General features: G+C 57.7%; 15 protein-coding genes, 1 tRNA gene and 1 pseudogene. 11 read left to right on the top strand and 6 right to left on the bottom strand.

Annotation, left to right across the window (positions count from 1 at the left end; all coding sequences use genetic code 11):
• The first annotated feature begins 4 nt into the window (after positions 1 to 4).
• The 8 genes from NSND_RS09435 to NSND_RS09400 all read left to right on the top strand — a co-directional run bounded on the left by NSND_RS09435 (position 5) and on the right by NSND_RS09400 (position 8333).
• Positions 5 to 943, top strand: coding sequence for a QcrA and Rieske domain-containing protein (locus NSND_RS09435; RefSeq protein ID WP_080878768.1), 939 nt, complete (start codon positions 5 to 7; stop codon positions 941 to 943).
• A complete protein-coding gene (locus NSND_RS09430) occupies positions 944 to 2059 on the top strand; it encodes a cytochrome b (protein ID WP_080878767.1) in 1116 nt (371 codons plus the stop codon).
• Between the two features lie 36 nt (positions 2060 to 2095).
• Positions 2096 to 3100, top strand: a complete 1005-nt coding sequence (locus NSND_RS09425) for a hypothetical protein (RefSeq protein ID WP_080878766.1) — start codon at positions 2096 to 2098, stop codon at positions 3098 to 3100.
• Positions 3101 to 3128: 28 nt separating this feature from the next.
• Positions 3129 to 5009 carry a cytochrome ubiquinol oxidase subunit I gene (locus tag NSND_RS09420; RefSeq protein WP_159450718.1) on the top strand — a complete coding sequence of 627 codons (1881 nt, stop codon included), beginning with the start codon at positions 3129 to 3131 and terminating at the stop codon, positions 5007 to 5009.
• A gap of 66 nt (positions 5010 to 5075) precedes the next feature.
• Positions 5076 to 5696 carry a c-type cytochrome gene (locus tag NSND_RS09415; protein ID WP_080878764.1) on the top strand — a complete coding sequence of 207 codons (621 nt, stop codon included), beginning with the start codon at positions 5076 to 5078 and terminating at the stop codon, positions 5694 to 5696.
• A gap of 27 nt (positions 5697 to 5723) precedes the next feature.
• Positions 5724 to 6449 (top strand): c-type cytochrome, encoded by a 726-nt coding sequence (locus tag NSND_RS09410; RefSeq protein ID WP_080878763.1) that lies wholly within the window; start codon positions 5724 to 5726, stop codon positions 6447 to 6449.
• Positions 6450 to 6555: 106 nt separating this feature from the next.
• Complete coding sequence (locus NSND_RS09405) at positions 6556 to 7317, top strand: ethylbenzene dehydrogenase-related protein (RefSeq protein WP_159450717.1); 762 nt, start codon at positions 6556 to 6558, stop codon at positions 7315 to 7317.
• A gap of 89 nt (positions 7318 to 7406) precedes the next feature.
• Complete coding sequence (locus NSND_RS09400; protein ID WP_159450716.1) at positions 7407 to 8333, top strand: c-type cytochrome; 927 nt, start codon at positions 7407 to 7409, stop codon at positions 8331 to 8333.
• A gap of 4 nt (positions 8334 to 8337) precedes the next feature.
• Here the strand turns inward: NSND_RS09400 and ubiA are convergent, their stop codons facing one another.
• A complete protein-coding gene (gene ubiA / locus NSND_RS09395; RefSeq protein ID WP_159450715.1) occupies positions 8338 to 9183 on the bottom strand; it encodes a 4-hydroxybenzoate octaprenyltransferase in 846 nt (281 codons plus the stop codon).
• A gap of 316 nt (positions 9184 to 9499) precedes the next feature.
• On the opposite strand from ubiA, the gene NSND_RS09390 reads away from it, so the two are divergent.
• Both NSND_RS09390 and NSND_RS09385 read left to right on the top strand, forming a co-directional pair.
• A complete protein-coding gene (locus tag NSND_RS09390) occupies positions 9500 to 11311 on the top strand; it encodes a caspase family protein (RefSeq protein ID WP_143833487.1) in 1812 nt (603 codons plus the stop codon).
• A 33-nt stretch (positions 11312 to 11344) separates the two neighbouring features.
• Entirely contained in the window at positions 11345 to 12373 is a 1029-nt protein-coding gene (locus NSND_RS09385) for an SGNH/GDSL hydrolase family protein (protein ID WP_080878758.1), read from the top strand.
• Between the two features lie 45 nt (positions 12374 to 12418).
• Here NSND_RS09385 and istB read toward each other — a convergent pair whose 3' ends face one another.
• Positions 12419 to 13210 carry an IS21-like element helper ATPase IstB gene (istB, locus tag NSND_RS09380; RefSeq protein ID WP_080877024.1) on the bottom strand — a complete coding sequence of 264 codons (792 nt, stop codon included), beginning with the start codon at positions 13208 to 13210 and terminating at the stop codon, positions 12419 to 12421.
• Complete coding sequence (gene istA / locus NSND_RS09375) at positions 13207 to 14445, bottom strand: IS21 family transposase (protein WP_159450537.1); 1239 nt, start codon at positions 14443 to 14445, stop codon at positions 13207 to 13209. Before istA ends, istB begins: the two co-directional genes overlap by 4 nt.
• 403 nt (positions 14446 to 14848) lie before the next feature.
• On the opposite strand from istA, the gene NSND_RS09370 reads away from it, so the two are divergent.
• Positions 14849 to 14924 (top strand) — tRNA-Thr (locus NSND_RS09370).
• 157 nt (positions 14925 to 15081) lie between these two features.
• Here NSND_RS09370 and NSND_RS22115 read toward each other — a convergent pair.
• The 3 genes and pseudogenes from NSND_RS22115 to NSND_RS09355 all read right to left on the bottom strand — a co-directional run.
• Positions 15082 to 15525: pseudogene (locus tag NSND_RS22115) on the bottom strand (site-specific integrase); the annotation flags it as partial.
• A gap of 559 nt (positions 15526 to 16084) precedes the next feature.
• Positions 16085 to 16306 (bottom strand): helix-turn-helix domain-containing protein, encoded by a 222-nt coding sequence (locus tag NSND_RS22110; protein ID WP_080878757.1) that lies wholly within the window; start codon positions 16304 to 16306, stop codon positions 16085 to 16087.
• A gap of 52 nt (positions 16307 to 16358) precedes the next feature.
• Positions 16359 to 16658, bottom strand: coding sequence for a hypothetical protein (locus NSND_RS09355; protein ID WP_080878756.1), 300 nt, complete (start codon positions 16656 to 16658; stop codon positions 16359 to 16361).
• Positions 16659 to 16771 lie beyond the last annotated feature (113 nt).

Genomic DNA, 16771 nt, shown 5'->3' with positions numbered 1-16771 from the left:
CATCATGCAGCCGAAACTGAAATCCAAAGTTCGATGTACGGACGGTGAAGTCGGGGAGGTGCGCAGGGTCATTATGGACCCGCTCTCCCACGAGATTAGCCATATCGTGGTCGGCGCCGGCGCAGCGGATTCGGTCGAGCGCCAGGTCCCTATGGGGCAGGTGCAAGGAGTCGCCGAAGAGGTCGTGACGCTCCGTGGCACCTCGGCAGAGTACACGGCACTTCCGGCGTTTAAGCGTGACGAGTATGTGACCACTCATGAGGTGGAAATTGCTCACCTGGAGGAGCGCATCCATGTCACTCCGGGTGAAGTGCTGGTTCCCTTCCCGGAGCTTGAGCGCAGCGTCAAGCGGCGGACCTTCTTCATGAATTTCACTCACGCCATCGGATTTCTCATCGGTTTGCCGATCGCATTTCCCGTGCTGCGATACCTGATGAAGCCGATGTATTCCCCCTTCGACAATCAATGGCTCAAGATCGGCAACTCCGGAAAGATCAAGCAGGATGACGTCGGCGTGCAGTTCAAGTTCAAAAGAAAAATTAAAGAAGCCTACATGCCGGAGCAGGAAATCGACAAAAACGTCTGGGTCTTGAAGGCGACTCCAAAGGTGCTGGAGACGATTTATCAGGGTAAAGACATGGAGTTTCACGACGCGGCCGGAAAGGTCATCTGGACCAACAAGAAAGACGTGCCCTACATCGCGTATTCCGGCAAGTGTCCTCACCTGGGGTGCGGTTTCAAGTGGCGAACGCATAAGGCGCTCGGCCAGGTCTTTCTGTGCCCTTGTCACTTGAGCATCTATGACGCAGCCGGAAAGGTCCTTGATGGGCCGGCTCCGCGTGCGTTGGATCCGCTCCCGATTAAGGTTACTGCAGCGGGCGACATCACCATTATCGATATGGAATTCAAGGCGGGCACCAAGGCCCAGGTTCGGATTGTCTAAATGGATACGACTACGCAGCCGACGACCACTCAGCCCTCAGCCATTGAAAAAGTCTTCGCCTTTGTCGACGAACGCGTCGGGCTGAAGACTCTGCAAGCCAAAATGCTCAACGAGCCCGTCCCAGGCGGGTCGCGATGGGCGTATGTATTTGGCTCCGTCCTGCTCTTTATTTTCATCATGCAGGCGGTTACTGGCATTTTGTTGATGTTCTATTACGTGCCGACGGCCGACCATGCCTATGCGAGCACCCAATACATCATCCACTCGGTGGATTACGGCTGGTTCTTGTTGAGCTATCACTTTTGGGGATCCACGGCGATGGTCGTGTGCGTGTTCGCCCATATGTCCCAAGTCTTTCTCTGGGGCGCCTACAAGAAACCGCGCGAACTCATCTGGTTGGTCGGTTTGGCCCTCTTCGGCATTGTCATGGGATTCGGCTTTACCGGCTATCTACTGCCGTGGGATCAACGGGCCTACTGGGCCACGACGGTCGGTGTTGAGATCATGGACAAGACGCCGCTTCTCGGCGACTTCATGGCGCGCTTCCTGAAGGGCGGCGCGACGCCAGGCCAGATGACGCTGAGTCGCTTCTTCGTCATTCACGTCATGGTTCTTCCGGCGGCCTTGATGGGGCTCGCGGGACTGCATCTGTTCCTGTTCCGTAAGGCTGGCCCTGCCGGACCCTTCCGGGGCAGCGTGGAAGAAATTAAGGCCAAGACCGACTATTTCTTTCCCCGTCAAATCTGGAAAGACATTGTTGGGATGGTCGCGGTCTTCCTGTGTATCTGTAGCCTCGCGTTCTGGGAGCCGATTGTGCTCCTCGAAGAGGCCACGCCGGATCCCGGAGATTACCACCCGGAACCGGAATGGTACTTCCTCTTCTTGTTCCAACTGCTGCGTCTGAAGGTGTTTGCCGGAGAGTTCGGGCAGTTCCTCGGCGCCATTGCCTTGCCGGGCGCGTTCATGGCGTTGCTCGCGGCATTGCCGTTCATCGATCGCAGCCCGGAACGCAATATCTTCAAGCGACCGATCGCCTTGATCGGATGGATTGTGGTCATGGCGAGCATTCTGATTTTCACCGTGGCGGCAATCATCAACCGCGAATTTCTCGAATAGGCGGAGGGGTTTGGGCACATGACTGGTCGAGAGACGATGTCGTCATTTAAATTAGGGCTTAGCATTCTCTGGCCGGCCTGCTGGACCGCCCTGCCGATCAAGATGGCGTTTGCCATGTTGTTTATGGCGATGGGGACGATCCATCTGGAGACGAAACTCGGGATTACATTCCTGATGTTGCTCATGACTCCGGTCAGCGTCTTTGCATTCTTCGTGATCTCCCTAGGTGTCGGGTTCCATTTCGGGGAAGGGATCGGGCTTCCCTTATTGTTCCTGCTCTCCATTCCAATCGACATTTGGTCCTTGGGCTTGGTCGCCCGTACCGTGTTTTTGGAGCGCTTGCGGCTCGAGCCCCCCGACTCACTGGGCATTGGGCTGTGGGTTCGATTTGCGGTCGCCGGGGCGATCTACCTTCCCTTCTTGTGGGTGGTACAGGGCGGCGCGACCGATCTCGCCCGTTCAATTACGAAATCCATTTTGGATATGGATATGCTCAAGGCTATGCCGGTCGCTGAGCGAATCGGTCTGGAATTCACGGCCTGGGGCAGTGCGGCATTCGTCGTGCTTCTGGCGCTGACCTTTGTCGGCCTGTCGATTCTTGGGAAACTGGTTGAAGGTCGTGCTGCCGGTGCCCAACCAGCGGGAGACACCTATCAAGATCTCATATCGCGTTGGGATATGATCCGGGTGCCCGCCGATCAGAGCTTGATGTTGACCGCCTTCACCGCCGCGGGCGCAGTATTGAGTCTCCTATTCTGGGCCGTGCTTCCGGTGTCGACTCCCCATCCGCACGAATGTTGTAAACCTGCCACTGTGGAGGCTGCTCCGCCCTTTGATGCTCAAAAGTCCCTCTCTAAGGGAGAGAAGGCGTTCAAGGACGCAGAGCTGAAGATTGCCGCGATCGAACAGCGAACGGCAGAAGACGAAAAAGACAAGCAGAAGGGCGGCAAGGACAAAGCCGGTGCCAAGGATGGCTCTCCCAAGAGCGACGGCAAGCCTTCGCAATCAGCAGCTGGGAAACCGGCGGGAAGCGGCAAATGACATCATGGCGAATGACGAGGTGAGAACAATGATGAACCGGGGTCAGATCGTCACCAATCACGGGAGCCAAATCGCAGGCCGTGTGGCCCTGTTGGCCGGATGTGCGGCACTGCTGGCATGGGTGGGAATGCCGGATGCGGCCCTTGCTCAGGAAGCTGCCCCGCAGGCTCCGACCGCGTATCGAGATATTCCGTATATCGGCAGTCGAAACCTTGTCTGGATTATCGCCCAGCTCCATTTGCTCCTCGCCGGCTTCGTGCTTGGCGTGCCGATCTTTGCCTGGTTGTGCGAAATCGTCGGCTGGAAATCAGGCGATAAGCGTTATGACAAGCTGGCCAAAGAGTTTACCAAGCTCTTGACGTCTTCATACGCCACGACGGCACTGTTCGGCGGTATCCTGTTGTTCCTGCTCATCGGCTTCTATCCGAAGTTGATGGCTTATCTCACGGATATCTTTTTCCCATCCTTTCTCGTCTATTGCGGTCTCTTCCTTGTGGAAACGGCCACGCTGTACCTGTACTGGTACGGGTGGGACGCCATGGCCGAGGGTAGCGGGAAGAAGTTTCACATTTTCCTGGGATTTCTCCTCAACGTGTTCGCGTTCTTTATCATGATCGTGCCCAACTCGTGGGCGACGTTCCAGTCCAGTCCAGTGGTGATCTCGGAGGGCAGCGATTTCGCGCGGGCGTGGGCGGCGACGTGGAATCCGACCTGGTGGCCGGTCAACATTCACCGCTTGATCGCCAACGTGGTGCTCGGTGGTTATATTTGTGGCGCGTACGCCGGCATCCGGTATCTGTCGGCCAAGAGCCAGGAAGAGCGCTATCACTACGATTGGATGGGATACGTCGGGAACTTTATCGGCGTGTTCGGACTCTTGCCTCTTCCATTCGCCGGGTACTGGCTGATGCGGGAAATTTATCAGTACAACCAGCAGATGGGTATCACGCTCATGGGCGGATTCCTCTCCTGGTTGTTCATTCTGCAGGCCATGTTGATCGGTGTGCTCTTCCTGGGCTCCAACTACTACTTCTGGCTCGGAATCACCCATCGAATTCCGGGGTCGGAAACGCAATATCGCAAACCGATTATGGCGATGTTGATCATTCTTCTGCTCTGCCTCGGTGTGTGGATGACCCCGCACTCCCTCGTTGCCAGCTTGGAAGAGGCCCAAAAGATGGGCGGCACGCACCATCCTTTGTTGGGCGTATTCGGCGTCATGTCGGCCAAAATGACCGTTTCCAATCTCATGGTGCTCGTCACATTCATGAGCTTCATTATGTATTGGCGTGCCGGTAAGCAAGACACCGCAGGATGGGCCAAGGCCGCCAAGGCTCTGATGGGAGGTGTGCTCGGGTTGGCAGCCATAGCAGTCATCGTGCTCGGTGTCTGGGGTTATTTCGTTCCCGCTATTATCCGTATCAATTACTTCTCTACGTCCCAGGTGGGTATCGTCATCTTTGTGATGTTGACGATTACTCCGCTCACTGCGCTCCTTCTCAAGAGCGCCAAGACCACCACCGAAATGGTGTGGGGAAGAATGCCACCACGCGCCGGCTATGCGCTGGTATTGAACGCGGTCATGGTCATCCTGCTCATGACCCTCATGGGCTATGCGCGTTCTTCATCCCGCGTTCACTGGCACATCTACGGTGTGATGCGCGATTCCTCCCAGTACGCGTTTTCTCCCGCGCTTGGTTATGCGGCCGCGCTGATGGCGCTGAACACGTTCTTGTTCTGTATGTTGGTGGCTTTTATTTTCTGGGTTGCCACGATGGGAGACAAGGCCAAGGCCGCTGCCAGTACCAAAGGTTCGGTCGAGCCAGGAGCCATACCCGCGATGGCCGGCGGGTCGCCGGCGCTGGATGGGCCTGAGGCCGATGCTTCTGAGGAAAAACGTCCGGTCTGATCGGGAAGATGATCTTCCCCTGGTTACCAGGGGTGGGTCGTGATCATTATCCTTTGTTGAGGACTTATGAGTGAAGTAGTCAAACTGCAGTTAATCGGTCTCTGTGTCGTCGGACTCGGAACCGTGATCCTCCTGTTCATCAAGGGGCAATTCATTCGGGTCATTGGTTTCGTGGCGATCGTGCTAGGACTGTTTTCATTGGTCGCTCTGGCCGTTCCCCAGATGGCCTCATTGCCGCCTGCTGAAGAAAGCATCAACATCGCCGATATCAAGACGCCGACGGACATGGCGACGATCGGGCAGAAGATCTTCTTCAGCAAGGGCCAGTGTGCGCTCTGCCATTCTATCGGCCCGAGCGAATCGGCACGCTGTCCGGATCTGAAGGGAATCGGGGCCAAGCTGTCCCGCGAGTTTATTTTTGAGAGTCTGACCGAGCCGCAAGCGTATCTTTATCTGGACTACCGACACGAGGGAGTTCCGAAGGAGTATCCGGCCCGGATGCCGTATATCAACAAGAATCCAATCGGCCTGTCCAAGAACGAAATTCTGTCGGTCATTGCATTCCTGCAACAGATGAGCGGTGAGCCGATCAGCGTGAGTCCGACGGAATTGGATTTGCCGCGGGCAACACCGGCGCCGGTCAAAGCGGCTGATGCCGGGGCGCTGGCGGTGGCACAGGCTCGATAGTCGTCGGTGAAGTAGAGGAGGGTGGTTATGGGAGGCGTACTCGTTCGACCGATTATTCTGACGGTCTGTATTTATCTGTTCTTAAAGTTTATTGTCCCGAATCTGCCGCATTCCGCGCCGCTGCCCTCAAGCTTGATTTTCCTGTACCTGATGCTGACGACGGCCGGGATTGTCATTTTTGCTACGCTCAGCGGGGCATCAAAAGACGCATTTTTTGGACCGATCCTGCGCTTTCTCACTGGAGAAGGTGGTGGGGCCCTGAGTGGAGCACGGTATCTCGTGTTGGCCTTATTCCCCTTGCTCGTCGGATGGCAGGCCTACGGGAGCACGGCCTCCAGTGATGCACCACCGGGTGAAAATCGCACGATTCATCCCGCTCCTCCCGGTGAGTATACCGGTCTTTCCAATCCCGTTCCGAAGACGCTGGACAATATTAATTATGGCAAGGGGCTCTACGCCTCGCGTTGCTCGCCATGCCACGGCAACTTCGATGGTAAGGGTTTCGCTGCGGCGGGATTCACGCCACCGCCGGCTAACTTTAAGGATCCGACGACGATCGCCATGCTGCAGGAAAGCTATCTCTTCTGGCGGATCAAGAAGGGAGGCGTAGGCCTTCCTGTCGAAGGGATGCCATGGAAGACGGCTATGCCGCGATGGGAACTGGAAATGTCCGATGAGGATATCTGGAAAGTTATTATGGGCGAATATGACGGGGCCGGACAGAAACCAAGAACGTGGGATGAGTCCGAGTAATTCCTCCGATCAGAGATTGCTGAGCAATTAAGGGGAGCGTATGGCACGAGTGAGGAGCGTAGGAAACAGATGGTGGGTTGGAGCCGTCGGCCTTCTGGGGCTGTGCGTGGCCGCCGAGGTGCAGCCGGCCTATAGCCAGCAGAGCGTGTCGGTGCGCGCCGCGCTCGTGAAAGGATCCCTTCCGGCAGATGATCCGACGGCAGCGGCCTGGGCCACGGCGGCGGTATCGGAATTCCCAATGTCTCCTCAGGTGCATTGGCCGGTTCGTATTACCGACGTCACGGCCAAGAGCGTCAAGGTTCGCGGACTTCATGACGGGACCACGGTGGCGATTCTTCTGGAGTATTCGGATCCGTCTGAAGACCCGGAGGACGCAGCAGCCTTGGAGTTCATGGTCGGCGATACCAAGGCCCATTTCGCCCACGGCCAGCCCATGGCTCAGGTGGAGGGCGGCCCGGTCAATATCTGGTATTGGAAGAACAAGGACGGCAAGGGCGCAGACCTTGGTGCAAAAGGGTTCGGAACGCTGAAGCCTCATGCCCACCAGGATGTCAAAGCCAAAGGTGTCTACCAGGGTGGCGTCTGGAAAGTGGTTTTCTCGCGTCCGTTAAGCACGGAGCATGTGGCCGAAGATACCCAGTTCAAGCCAGGGACATTCGCGAGCATCGCTTTCGCCGTCTGGGACGGCAAGAAGATGGAGACCGGCCAGCCGAAGGAAAAGGGCTCTGAAAAAGCTATTTCGTCCTGGTGGTATTTCCGGGCCGATGCGCCGCCGGACTATTCGCCGTACATGTATGCATTACTCGCGGTGGCCTTAGCGCTGGGCTTTGAGTTGGTCCTCGTGAGACGTTTAAAGAAAGGGTCGTGAGCATGAGGGCGTGGCGAAGAATACGCGTATTTGGAGCGGTCGCAGTGGTGGTGGGACTCTCGGGCCTCATTGGAGCCGGGGGTTGTTCGATGTTTCAGAACGAACAATCCGCGAAGGGCAAGAAGCTCTATGCTCACTATTGCATGCATTGCCACGGTGAAAATGGCAGACAGAACGAAGGGTTCAATTGGTCGTCCATGACGGACCCGAAGCCCAAAGACCTTTCCAATAAAGACGAAATGGGCACCTTTAAGGATGAGGAAATCTTTAACACCATTTCCCGCGATATGAAGGACACAGGACCAGGCGGGGAAAAGATCGGTGATGATGAATTTGCCGTTCCGACCATGCCGACCTTCAAGTACACGCTGTCAGAGGAAGAGATCTGGGGCATCGTCGGATATGTGCGCTCGTTGCATGGAAAGAAATTAGAGTTCAATGTTGAAGGTCGAAAGAAAGACCTTCAAGCCGCCCAGCAGGCAGCCGATCAGAAATTTAAGGAAGCGGAACGGGTGGCTCAGGAAGCGGAGAAGAAAGCCAGCGACGAAGCCGACAAGAAGGGTGTTGAAGTCGACGATAACGCCTATGCCAAAGAAATGCAGGCAATGGGGCAGGCCAAAAAGGAACTCGACCAGGCCACGGCCGCACTGGCGAATTTTACGACCAGGCCCGGCAAGGGCGTAAACATTGCGCGTCCCGATCTGAATATGAAGCCGGATGCCGCCGCGAAACTGGTGGAAGTCGGCAAGCAGATTTATGTGACCAAGTATGGGTGCAATGGATGCCACAAGATCGGCGACGAGGGTGGAAAGGTCGGGCCTGCGCTGGATCGTGCCGGATACCGTCTGAATCCCACCTGGGTCTACCGATGGCTGCGCAACCCGCAAGCCATGAAGCCTGATACGCGTATGCCCAGCTTGGGATTGAACGATGCGGATGCAAAGGCTGTGGCTCTCTATCTGAAAACCCTCCGCGCTCCGAAGCCTGACCAGCCACTCGGGAAGGTGGGCGAATAGCCGGCTAGGGAGTCTGATTAAAGGTGCCGATCCAGATACCGACGAGGATCGCCACGCCGGAATAGACATGCTGTTTGAACATGGCGAAGGCGATGTGCGGAGTGACGGGCGCTTGTAATCGTCGTACCTGCCAGAGGAAGACTCCGGTCGGCAGGGCCAATATTAGATAATATCCCATCCCGAGGCCGGACAACTGTCCGGCCACTACCAGGCACAGTACCATCCCCACAAGGAAAACTCCGACGGCGACCGGGACGGCCTCACCGAAGAGAAGTGCCGACGACTTCACTCCGATGCGGCGATCATCCTCGCAGTCCTGCAGCGCATAAATTGTGTCGTACGCGATGGCCCAGCAGGTCGTCGCGGCAAAGAGCCACCACGCCGGCGCTTCGATCGAGCCGCGCGAGGCCGCCCATGCCATCACGGCTCCCCAACCGAAGGCAATGCCCAGCACCCCTTGCGGAATCTGAATCCATCGCTTACTGAAGGGATAGATCGCTGCCAGAAAGAGAGCGATAGGACTCAGTAGCATCGTGAAGGGATTGAGTGTGATCACCAGAGCGGCCGCGATCACTGCCAGGCCAAGTGCGACGAGCAGCGCTTGTCTGGGCGCAAGGCGGCCTGCGGCGAGCGGTCGAGTGCGTGTGCGTGCGACGTGTTTGTCGAAATTGCGGTCGGCCAGGTCGTTAAAGACCACGCCGAGACTCCGCATCACGAAGGCGCCCAACGTAAAGACGCCCAACAGCCACATCGGTGGACGGCCCTGATTTGCCAGGACTAACGACCACAGGCTGGGCAACAGTAAGAGCCAGGTGCCGGATTGATTCCGCAGTCGGATCAGGTCGGCCACCGCGCTCCAGGACCATGCGGGTGTTGAGCGGTGAGTTGAAGGACTCGCAGCGTTCACGCGCTGGACCATAGCCGAGCACAGGAGGACTGTCAACGCGGCATCGCGTCGGTTGTTATGTCTTTGTGAGATTCGGTATAACGAAACTATTGTGCAGTCATCTATGTGCCCAGGAATAGGACCAAGTGTGCGGCGGCTGTCGAGGTGTCCTCTCGCCTTTCTGCTGTTCGTGGTATGGGTGTCGAGCGGATGCCAATTCTTCGGTCAGCGTAGCAGCCTGCCCACTCATTACAATCTCCCACTCACCGTCCAGCTTCGGATGGATCACAGTATCGCTGCGGCGTCGCTAGACTATCGCGATGCCTGTGGCCAGGCCCTCACCCTGCCCATTCGTGACGGGTTAGAGACGCAATTGAAAAAGCGCATGGGGCAGGTATTCGAACGCGTGCACCTTGAACCAGGCCCATCGACTGGTGCCGTGGATGGTGTGGTGGATACCGCGTTAGGAGTCCGCCAGGTGGATCTGTTCATTCCTCGTAAGGCCAATAAATCCTATCCTGCGACGGTGACGCTGGGGATGGAGTTTTCGTATACCGATCACCACGGCACGGTCCTTGTGAGCAAGAAATTGCAGAGCGCTGCGACCGGAGAAGTCGAGACGCGGGCCGACACCTGCAGTATCAGCGGCCTCGACAAAGTGGCGGAAGAGGCGGCCGCCAAGCTTGTGGAAGGTATGGCGCAACAGCTTGGCACTGCCACCAAAATTCGCGAGCAGGCACAGTTCAGAAAGAGCGGCGACAAGGGAACCATGCAGTCTGCTCCCGTGCCGCCTGCGACACCGGCAGTGGCTCCATTGGCGGCCACACCGGTGGTTCCGGTAGCTCCCTTGCAATCCGCTGCCGGCTCCACGCCGCAGGCCGCAGCCCCGGATTCGGCTATCCGATCCGGGATGACTCAACTCTCGTTCCGGACCATCATCCGAGACGATAACCAGAATCATGTTCTGGAACAACGTGAGTCGTTCAGTGTGGAGTTTGAAGTCAAGAACGAGGGGGCTGTAGTTGCGGAGGGAGTCGAGGTTGAATTGAGCGGTCATGCCGCGATCGTCGGAGGCCTCAAGTCGCCGGTCTCGTTGGGGACGCTGCAGCCGGGTGAAGTTCGCCGCGTGGCCGTTGACGGCAAGGTGGGGGCGGTCGCAGACGCCGAGCAGGCCGAGTTGATGTGTGCCCTGCGAGCGTCATCCAACGTCCTGCTCCCGTCAGCAAAGAAGTTTTTTGTCGCGATACATCCTGATGCCGGTGCCGCTGTAGAGGTATTGTCGGTAGATGTGGACCAACTCCCGAGCAGGAATGGAAAGTCGGCGCAACCGAACAGTGTCGGGATCGCGATCGGTATCGGCGCGTTCCGGGATCCGGCCGTGCCGACGGTGAAGTTCGCCGCACACGATGCTGATGTCATGGGCGGGTACTTCAAGACCGTTCTGGGCGTTCCTCCGCACAAGGTGAAGGTGCTGTCCGACGCCAAAGCGCTTAGAGATGACTTGATCGAAGTGTTTGAGCAGTGGTTGCCCAAGCAGGGCAGTCCGCAGGCGACGGTGTATATTTATCTGTCCGGCCGGGCTGTGGTGGATCAAGAGACCGGGATCGTCTCGTTGTTGCCTTACGATGGGACGCGAGCCGGTGCATCCCGGATGTTTTCCCTCGCCCGGCTTCAGCGGGCTCTGACCAAAGCCTCCGTGAAGCAAGCCGTGTTGATGCTGGATCTCTCCCTGGAGCCGTCGTCCGGTTCCGATCCGGGCCGGGTGGTCCCTCCGCGATGGACCCAACAGGATTCAAGCGGGGAGCCGGATCGGGTCATGCTGATGATCGGAAACTCCGGCCTACAGGAGGCGCAAGCCTATCAGCCGGGACAACATGGGTTGTTCACATATTTCCTGCTGAAGGGGTTGCGCGGAGCGGCCGATCTCGACAAAAGCGGGACTGTGTTGTCCGGGGAACTCTGCGAATACGTGCATGATCAGGTCGATGCCGTTACGCGAGGAGCGACGGGGGGTGGCCAGCCCACACTCTGTCTGCCGATGGGTGGTCGGCAACCGGTGTTAACCGGGATTCCTCTGAGTAAGATCCGTTGAGGGTGGCACTCTACCTTCCGGAAGGCGGTGGTGATGCTGACCGGACGAACACGATGGCCACGGGCCCGTCGAATCCTCTTCCTGGCATGTCTGTGGCTAGCCAGCGTTAGTTGTTCGATTATCGTTCTGGAATGGGTCACAGGGTACCTCTATGAGCGCACGCCCTTCTCGAATGGAAAGCGGATCATCGATCTGTACCTGGGGCAACAGCCGACCGTTCGCTCTGATGTAAACGGAGAGAGCGCGTCACTCGCGTCCCATCCCTACTTGCTCTACACGCATCTGCCCAATTTGACGACGGACGGGTATCAACAGACCAATTCGCTTGGCTATCGGAATAGAGAATTCACTGTCGCAAAACCACCGGACACCATTCGAATTCTGGTGCTGGGGGGATCGACGACCTTCATGTGGCCGTTCGTGAAGAACCCGGCGGATACGTGGGTGGCCTGCCTCGAGGCTAAACTCAAGACGATTTCGAAGAAGACGGTTCAGGTAGTCAATGCGGGACTGAACTACGGAACCAGCGCCGAGGCGCTCGCCGGCTATGTGTTTCGACATCGTTTTCTCCAGCCCGATATCGTGATCTATCATGGCGGCGGCAACGACGTACTGCCGCTTTTTTTCGGGAATTACACTCCCGAATATACCCACTTCAGACGGTATGGGGCGGGTGAGATTCCACGCCCAGGAGAGAAATTTCTGCTGCGGCACAGCAGCACAGCAAAATACGTCTACTCCAGGTGGCTGGAGCCGATCGGTGCGGTCGTCGTGACGGAGCCGTTTTGGGAAGTGGATCCGAAAACGGCGCTTGAACGGGTACGAATGCAGGCGCCCGAAGGGTTCCGACGGAATCTCGACATGCTCGTGTCTTCGAGTCAACAGGCCGGCTCAGCCGTGGTGTTGTTCGGTTTCTTGCAAGCGAGAAGGCAGAATCTCAGCAAGAATGCAGGAGCCTTCAAAGGGTTCGAAGAGGCTCTGATTCTGGGGCTGGAAAAGAACTATGACGTCATGCGGGAAATCGCTGTCAATCATCAGCCGAAGTTGACCCTTTTATTCTGATGTGAAATTGACCCCTCCCCCGAGTTGAATCTGCATGTGATGGCGCTATGACTCCGACTGGGCCGCGGCACCGACAGGGGACTTGAAGAGCCCCGCCTTCCGCTTCTCTCGCAATCGATAGCTCTCACCTTTAATATTGATCGTGATGGAATGGTGGAGGAGCCGGTCGAGAATCGCCGTGGCGATCACCGGATCGCCAAACACGTCGCCCCAGGCGCCGAGGCTCTGATTGCTGGTGAGCAGGATCGAGCCCTTCTCATAGCGCCGAGAGATGAGCTGGAAGAACAGATTGGCGCCTTGCCGATCAATGGGGATATACCCGATCTCATCAATGATCAAGAGCTGGGGCTGGGCCAGCACCTTGAGCCGGTCCTCCAGCCGGTTTTCGGAGAGCGCTTTGCCGAGCGTCGCGAGGAGCCCCATGGCGGTCGTAAACAAGACGCGGTGGCCCTGTTCACAGGCCGCGATGCCCAGGGCCACGGCCAGATGCGTTTTGCCGACGCCGGGCGGCCCGAGGAACAACGCATTCTCGCCCTGCTCCAGATAGCGCCCGGTGCCGAGTTCACGGATCAGTTTCACATCAATGGAGGGCTGGACCTTAAAGTCGAACGTCTCCAGCGTCTTCTGGAACGGGAACCGCGCCATCGCCAACCGCATCGCCAGATGCTTGTCGGTCTTGGCCTGCACCTCGCGCCGCAGTACCTCCTCTAAAAAGTCGGTATAGGAGCGTTCCGCCTTGGCCGCCTGCTCCAGTAAACTCGGCAGTTCGGCGGCAACTTGATAGAGGCGCAGGCGCTGACAGTGTGCCTGGAGTCGCTCCAGTTGGGGCGTGCTCATGAGGCACCGCCCGGTTCGGCCACGGCGGCATAGAGGGCCAGATCCCGGACCATCACCTCGCCGAGGTCCCCATACCCAGGATCCCACTGGGGCGGCCGGGGCGTGGGGGCGGGTCCGCCCGCGCGCAGCAGCCCGCGATAGTGCGCCCGATCCACGACCACCGCATGGCGCGGGGACTTGGCATGCCGCGCAATGCAGACCCCGCCATGGAAGATTTCATAGTGACGACTGCTCTCCTGCACGTGGACGGTCGTGCCGACATACTCCACCGGCACAGAATAGCGGGCGGCCGCGATGGCGACGAGCGCATCGGCCGGAACGCGGCGCAGACGCACCCGTTCATAGTGATAGGGGGACCGCGAGCCCAGCGGCGTGAGCGTCTCCCGGGCGAACCGCTCGATCGGCCGCTCATGCGTCGTCCCATGGACGCGCTGATCCGCGACCGTCACCGTCCACTCCTGCAGCCAGGCGTTCAAGGCGTCCCACGACGCAAACCGGCGGCCCGCGAGGGCATTGCGCTTCACATATTTCACGCCGCTTTCTACTTTGCCCTTGGTCTGTGCCCGATACGGCTGGCAGGCCCGCGGCGTAAACCCATAGCGCCGCGCAAAATCCTCCCAGACCGGATGCCAGAGCACGCGGCCCTCGCGCCGGCCCAGGACCAGGGTCCGGGGGTTATCGTACAGACACTCCAACGGCACGCCGCCAAAATGCTGGAAGGCCCGCTCATGCCCATCGAGGAGCGCACTGAGCCGTTCATGCGGATAAGCCGACGCCCACAGTCGGCGAGAGTACCCGAGGGTGAACACAAAGATGTGGATGACTTCCAGCCGGTCGCCAATCCAGAGACGGGTTTGGCCAAAATCCACTTGGGCTTGCTGGCCCGGAGTCGTCTCAAACCGCACAGTCGCCACGGTCGCCCAGGCGCGATCGACGCGGAGCGGCTGAATCGCCCGTTGCACTTGTTGGTAGGTCCCCGCGAATCCTAACGTCTGCAGTTCCCGATGGAGCACCCGGCCGTTCCAATTCACTTCGGGGCCGCGGCGTTCCACGAATAGCCGATAGGGATCGATCTGACTGGGGCGGGGTCCCGACGGCCGCGGGCGCCAGCCCCCCAGCCGTTGCCACCGCTTCACGGTATTGCGGGCCACGCCGAGATCCCGCGCAATGGCTTTGATACGCTCGCCGCGCTGTAGTCGCGCCAGCACCTCTCGCACGCCGTCTTCTCGCAGCATCCCATCCTCCTCCGTTCGAGCCGTCTCCCGAGAAGAAGGTAGTGGGGTGCGCACTGGTTCTGCTAGCTCCATGGGTGTCCTCTCCTGGTTGTGGGGGAGGGGTCCATTTCACATGATGACAGGGGTCAATTTGGCATGATTACTGACAATCGCGACCCGGTATCGAGTGCCCTTTGTTATTCCGCCCCAAGATCGGTTTGAGGATGAATGGTTTCAGGACAATTGTCACCTCTCTCCAGCGGGCGAGGAGGTCAAGGCGCAGATCATGTTCGAACAATTACGGGATCATCCCATTTTTCTATCTGCTCTGTAACGGGAGGCGTTTCAATCATTGACAGTGCTTCCATCCCCTGAGTAAGATTGCGCTCCTTGACCGATCCGAAGATGATGTTCAGGTCAACAAGCCGGCGTAGCTCAGTTGGCAGAGCAGCGGTTTCGTAAACCGCAGGTCGGTGGTTCGATTCCACTCGCCGGCTCCAGAAATATCTCCGACGAATCAACCTGTTGGCGGTTTGCGACAGCGCTGCTCTCACCCCTCAATTCTGCCAGTGTAACCGCAAGTGTAACCGTCTGCTTTTCGAAGTAGGCCGTGAGTGATCGTGCAGCCTGTTCGAGGTCCCGTTCGTTCACGATGTTGTACCGGTCAAAGACACTTCTGGTTTTGTGACCAGAAATGGCCATGGCGATCTTTTCCGGCACGCCTGCCCGGATCATGTTTCGCACCGCTGTACGCCGGAAATCGTGAGGTCTCTTCCCGTCCCACACGAGCCGGTCCTTTCTCTCATCCTTCACCCTGTGCCCTAAACCTACGGCCTCGCAGGCTTCCCACCAGGACCGCTTGAAGCTCTGCAGGCGAATGCCGCCTCGATGGCAGATCCACTGACAGGCCGGCCATTTCTTGTCGCAACGGGTCTTCCAGGCCAAGAGCACCCGATAGAGGTCCCCGGTCAAATAGAGGACCCGTGGGGTGTTCGTTTTGGTATCCTGGGCCTTCAGAAAGAGTTTCCCCTCTGTCCAGTTAATCTGCTTCCATTGGAGCGAGTACACTTCTCCCATTCTCATGCCACTGTAGTAGGCCAGCGTCGCTGGAACTTGGGCATAGTCGGGGAGGGCACCGCGCAGGGCGAGGAAATCCTCATGCTCGAAGAAGCCGGAGCGTATGTTGTGCTCTTTGAGCTGGGGAATGTGGGGCACACGAGCCACGAGCTGGGGAGTCTGTTGGTAGCCTAGGCGGAACATCCGTTTGAGAAATCCGATTTCCCGGTTGATCGTGCCATTGGCCGCGCCTTGCTCCTGTCGTTTGATGATGTAGGCTTTGATCCGTTCCGTGGTCATGGAAGACACTCGGGTTTTACGGAAATACGGTTCCAAGTGTTTTTGATACTCGGTGATCCGTCGAACCGTTTTTCGCCTGTTGATCTGGTAGTCCTGTTGGACCAATGCGGCGAGATCTTCGAACCTGATTCGATCCATACTCGGCCCTCGATAAATCCCAGCCGCGACTTCTCCCTCTTTGACCTTGAGAATCTTCTTGGCTTGTTCCTTCTCGAAAACCTTTGTGCTTTCCTGAATCGCTCGGCCCTCGATGTAATACTTCATCCAGTAGGGGCCTTGCTCCTCTAGCTTGCCCGTGGCCGGATCACGCTTCTTGCGGCGATAAATCATGCCCATCATGGACCTCCGTTTTGTGGTTCTCGATGTGTCGTTCCAAATCATGAATATCGAACAGCACTCGACGGCCTTGCCGCACACAGGGCAAAGTCCGTAATTTCTGAAGATTGCGAACCGACCACGGACTTACACCGAGATAGCGTGCCGCCTCCCTCACGGAATACAGGCGTTTAAGCACTTGCTCTGACATTTTCCTCACCCCCTTTCATTTAGAAATGATTGTATTGAAGATTTGCACCGTCTTAGGCCTTGGGCTTCGCCTTTTTTATATCTGGGGGAGACATGAGCACGCCCAGGCCTTTCAATGCCTCCCCGGTCATTTTCTGCCAGCCCTTCATGGCCTGATCTAATTTGCCAGCCTTCGCCTGTTCCAACATTGTCGCCATATGTTCGAGAATCGGCTGCTGTTCGGCTAATAAGTCTCGGATGATTTCGGCTCGCGGCTTATCCATAGCAGCAGATACTCGCGAAATGGTGTTGTAGAGGTCCGTGGGTAACGACAATAGGACTCGATGCGGCGTGTTTTTCGGTTTTGGACTCATCTATGGCCCTCCGTTATAGATACGAACATATATCGTATGGCTATAGGTGTGTCAAGTCGGCCGCGAAGCGGTGACGAATGGGGGCATACCTAGGCCACAGTCGTATCAACAAA

The sequence above is a fragment of the Nitrospira sp. ND1 genome (assembly GCF_900170025.1).
Lineage (GTDB): Bacteria > Nitrospirota > Nitrospiria > Nitrospirales > Nitrospiraceae > Nitrospira_A.
The sequence above is the reverse complement of the archived record's forward strand: the minus strand, read 5'-3'. Positions and strand labels throughout refer to the sequence as shown.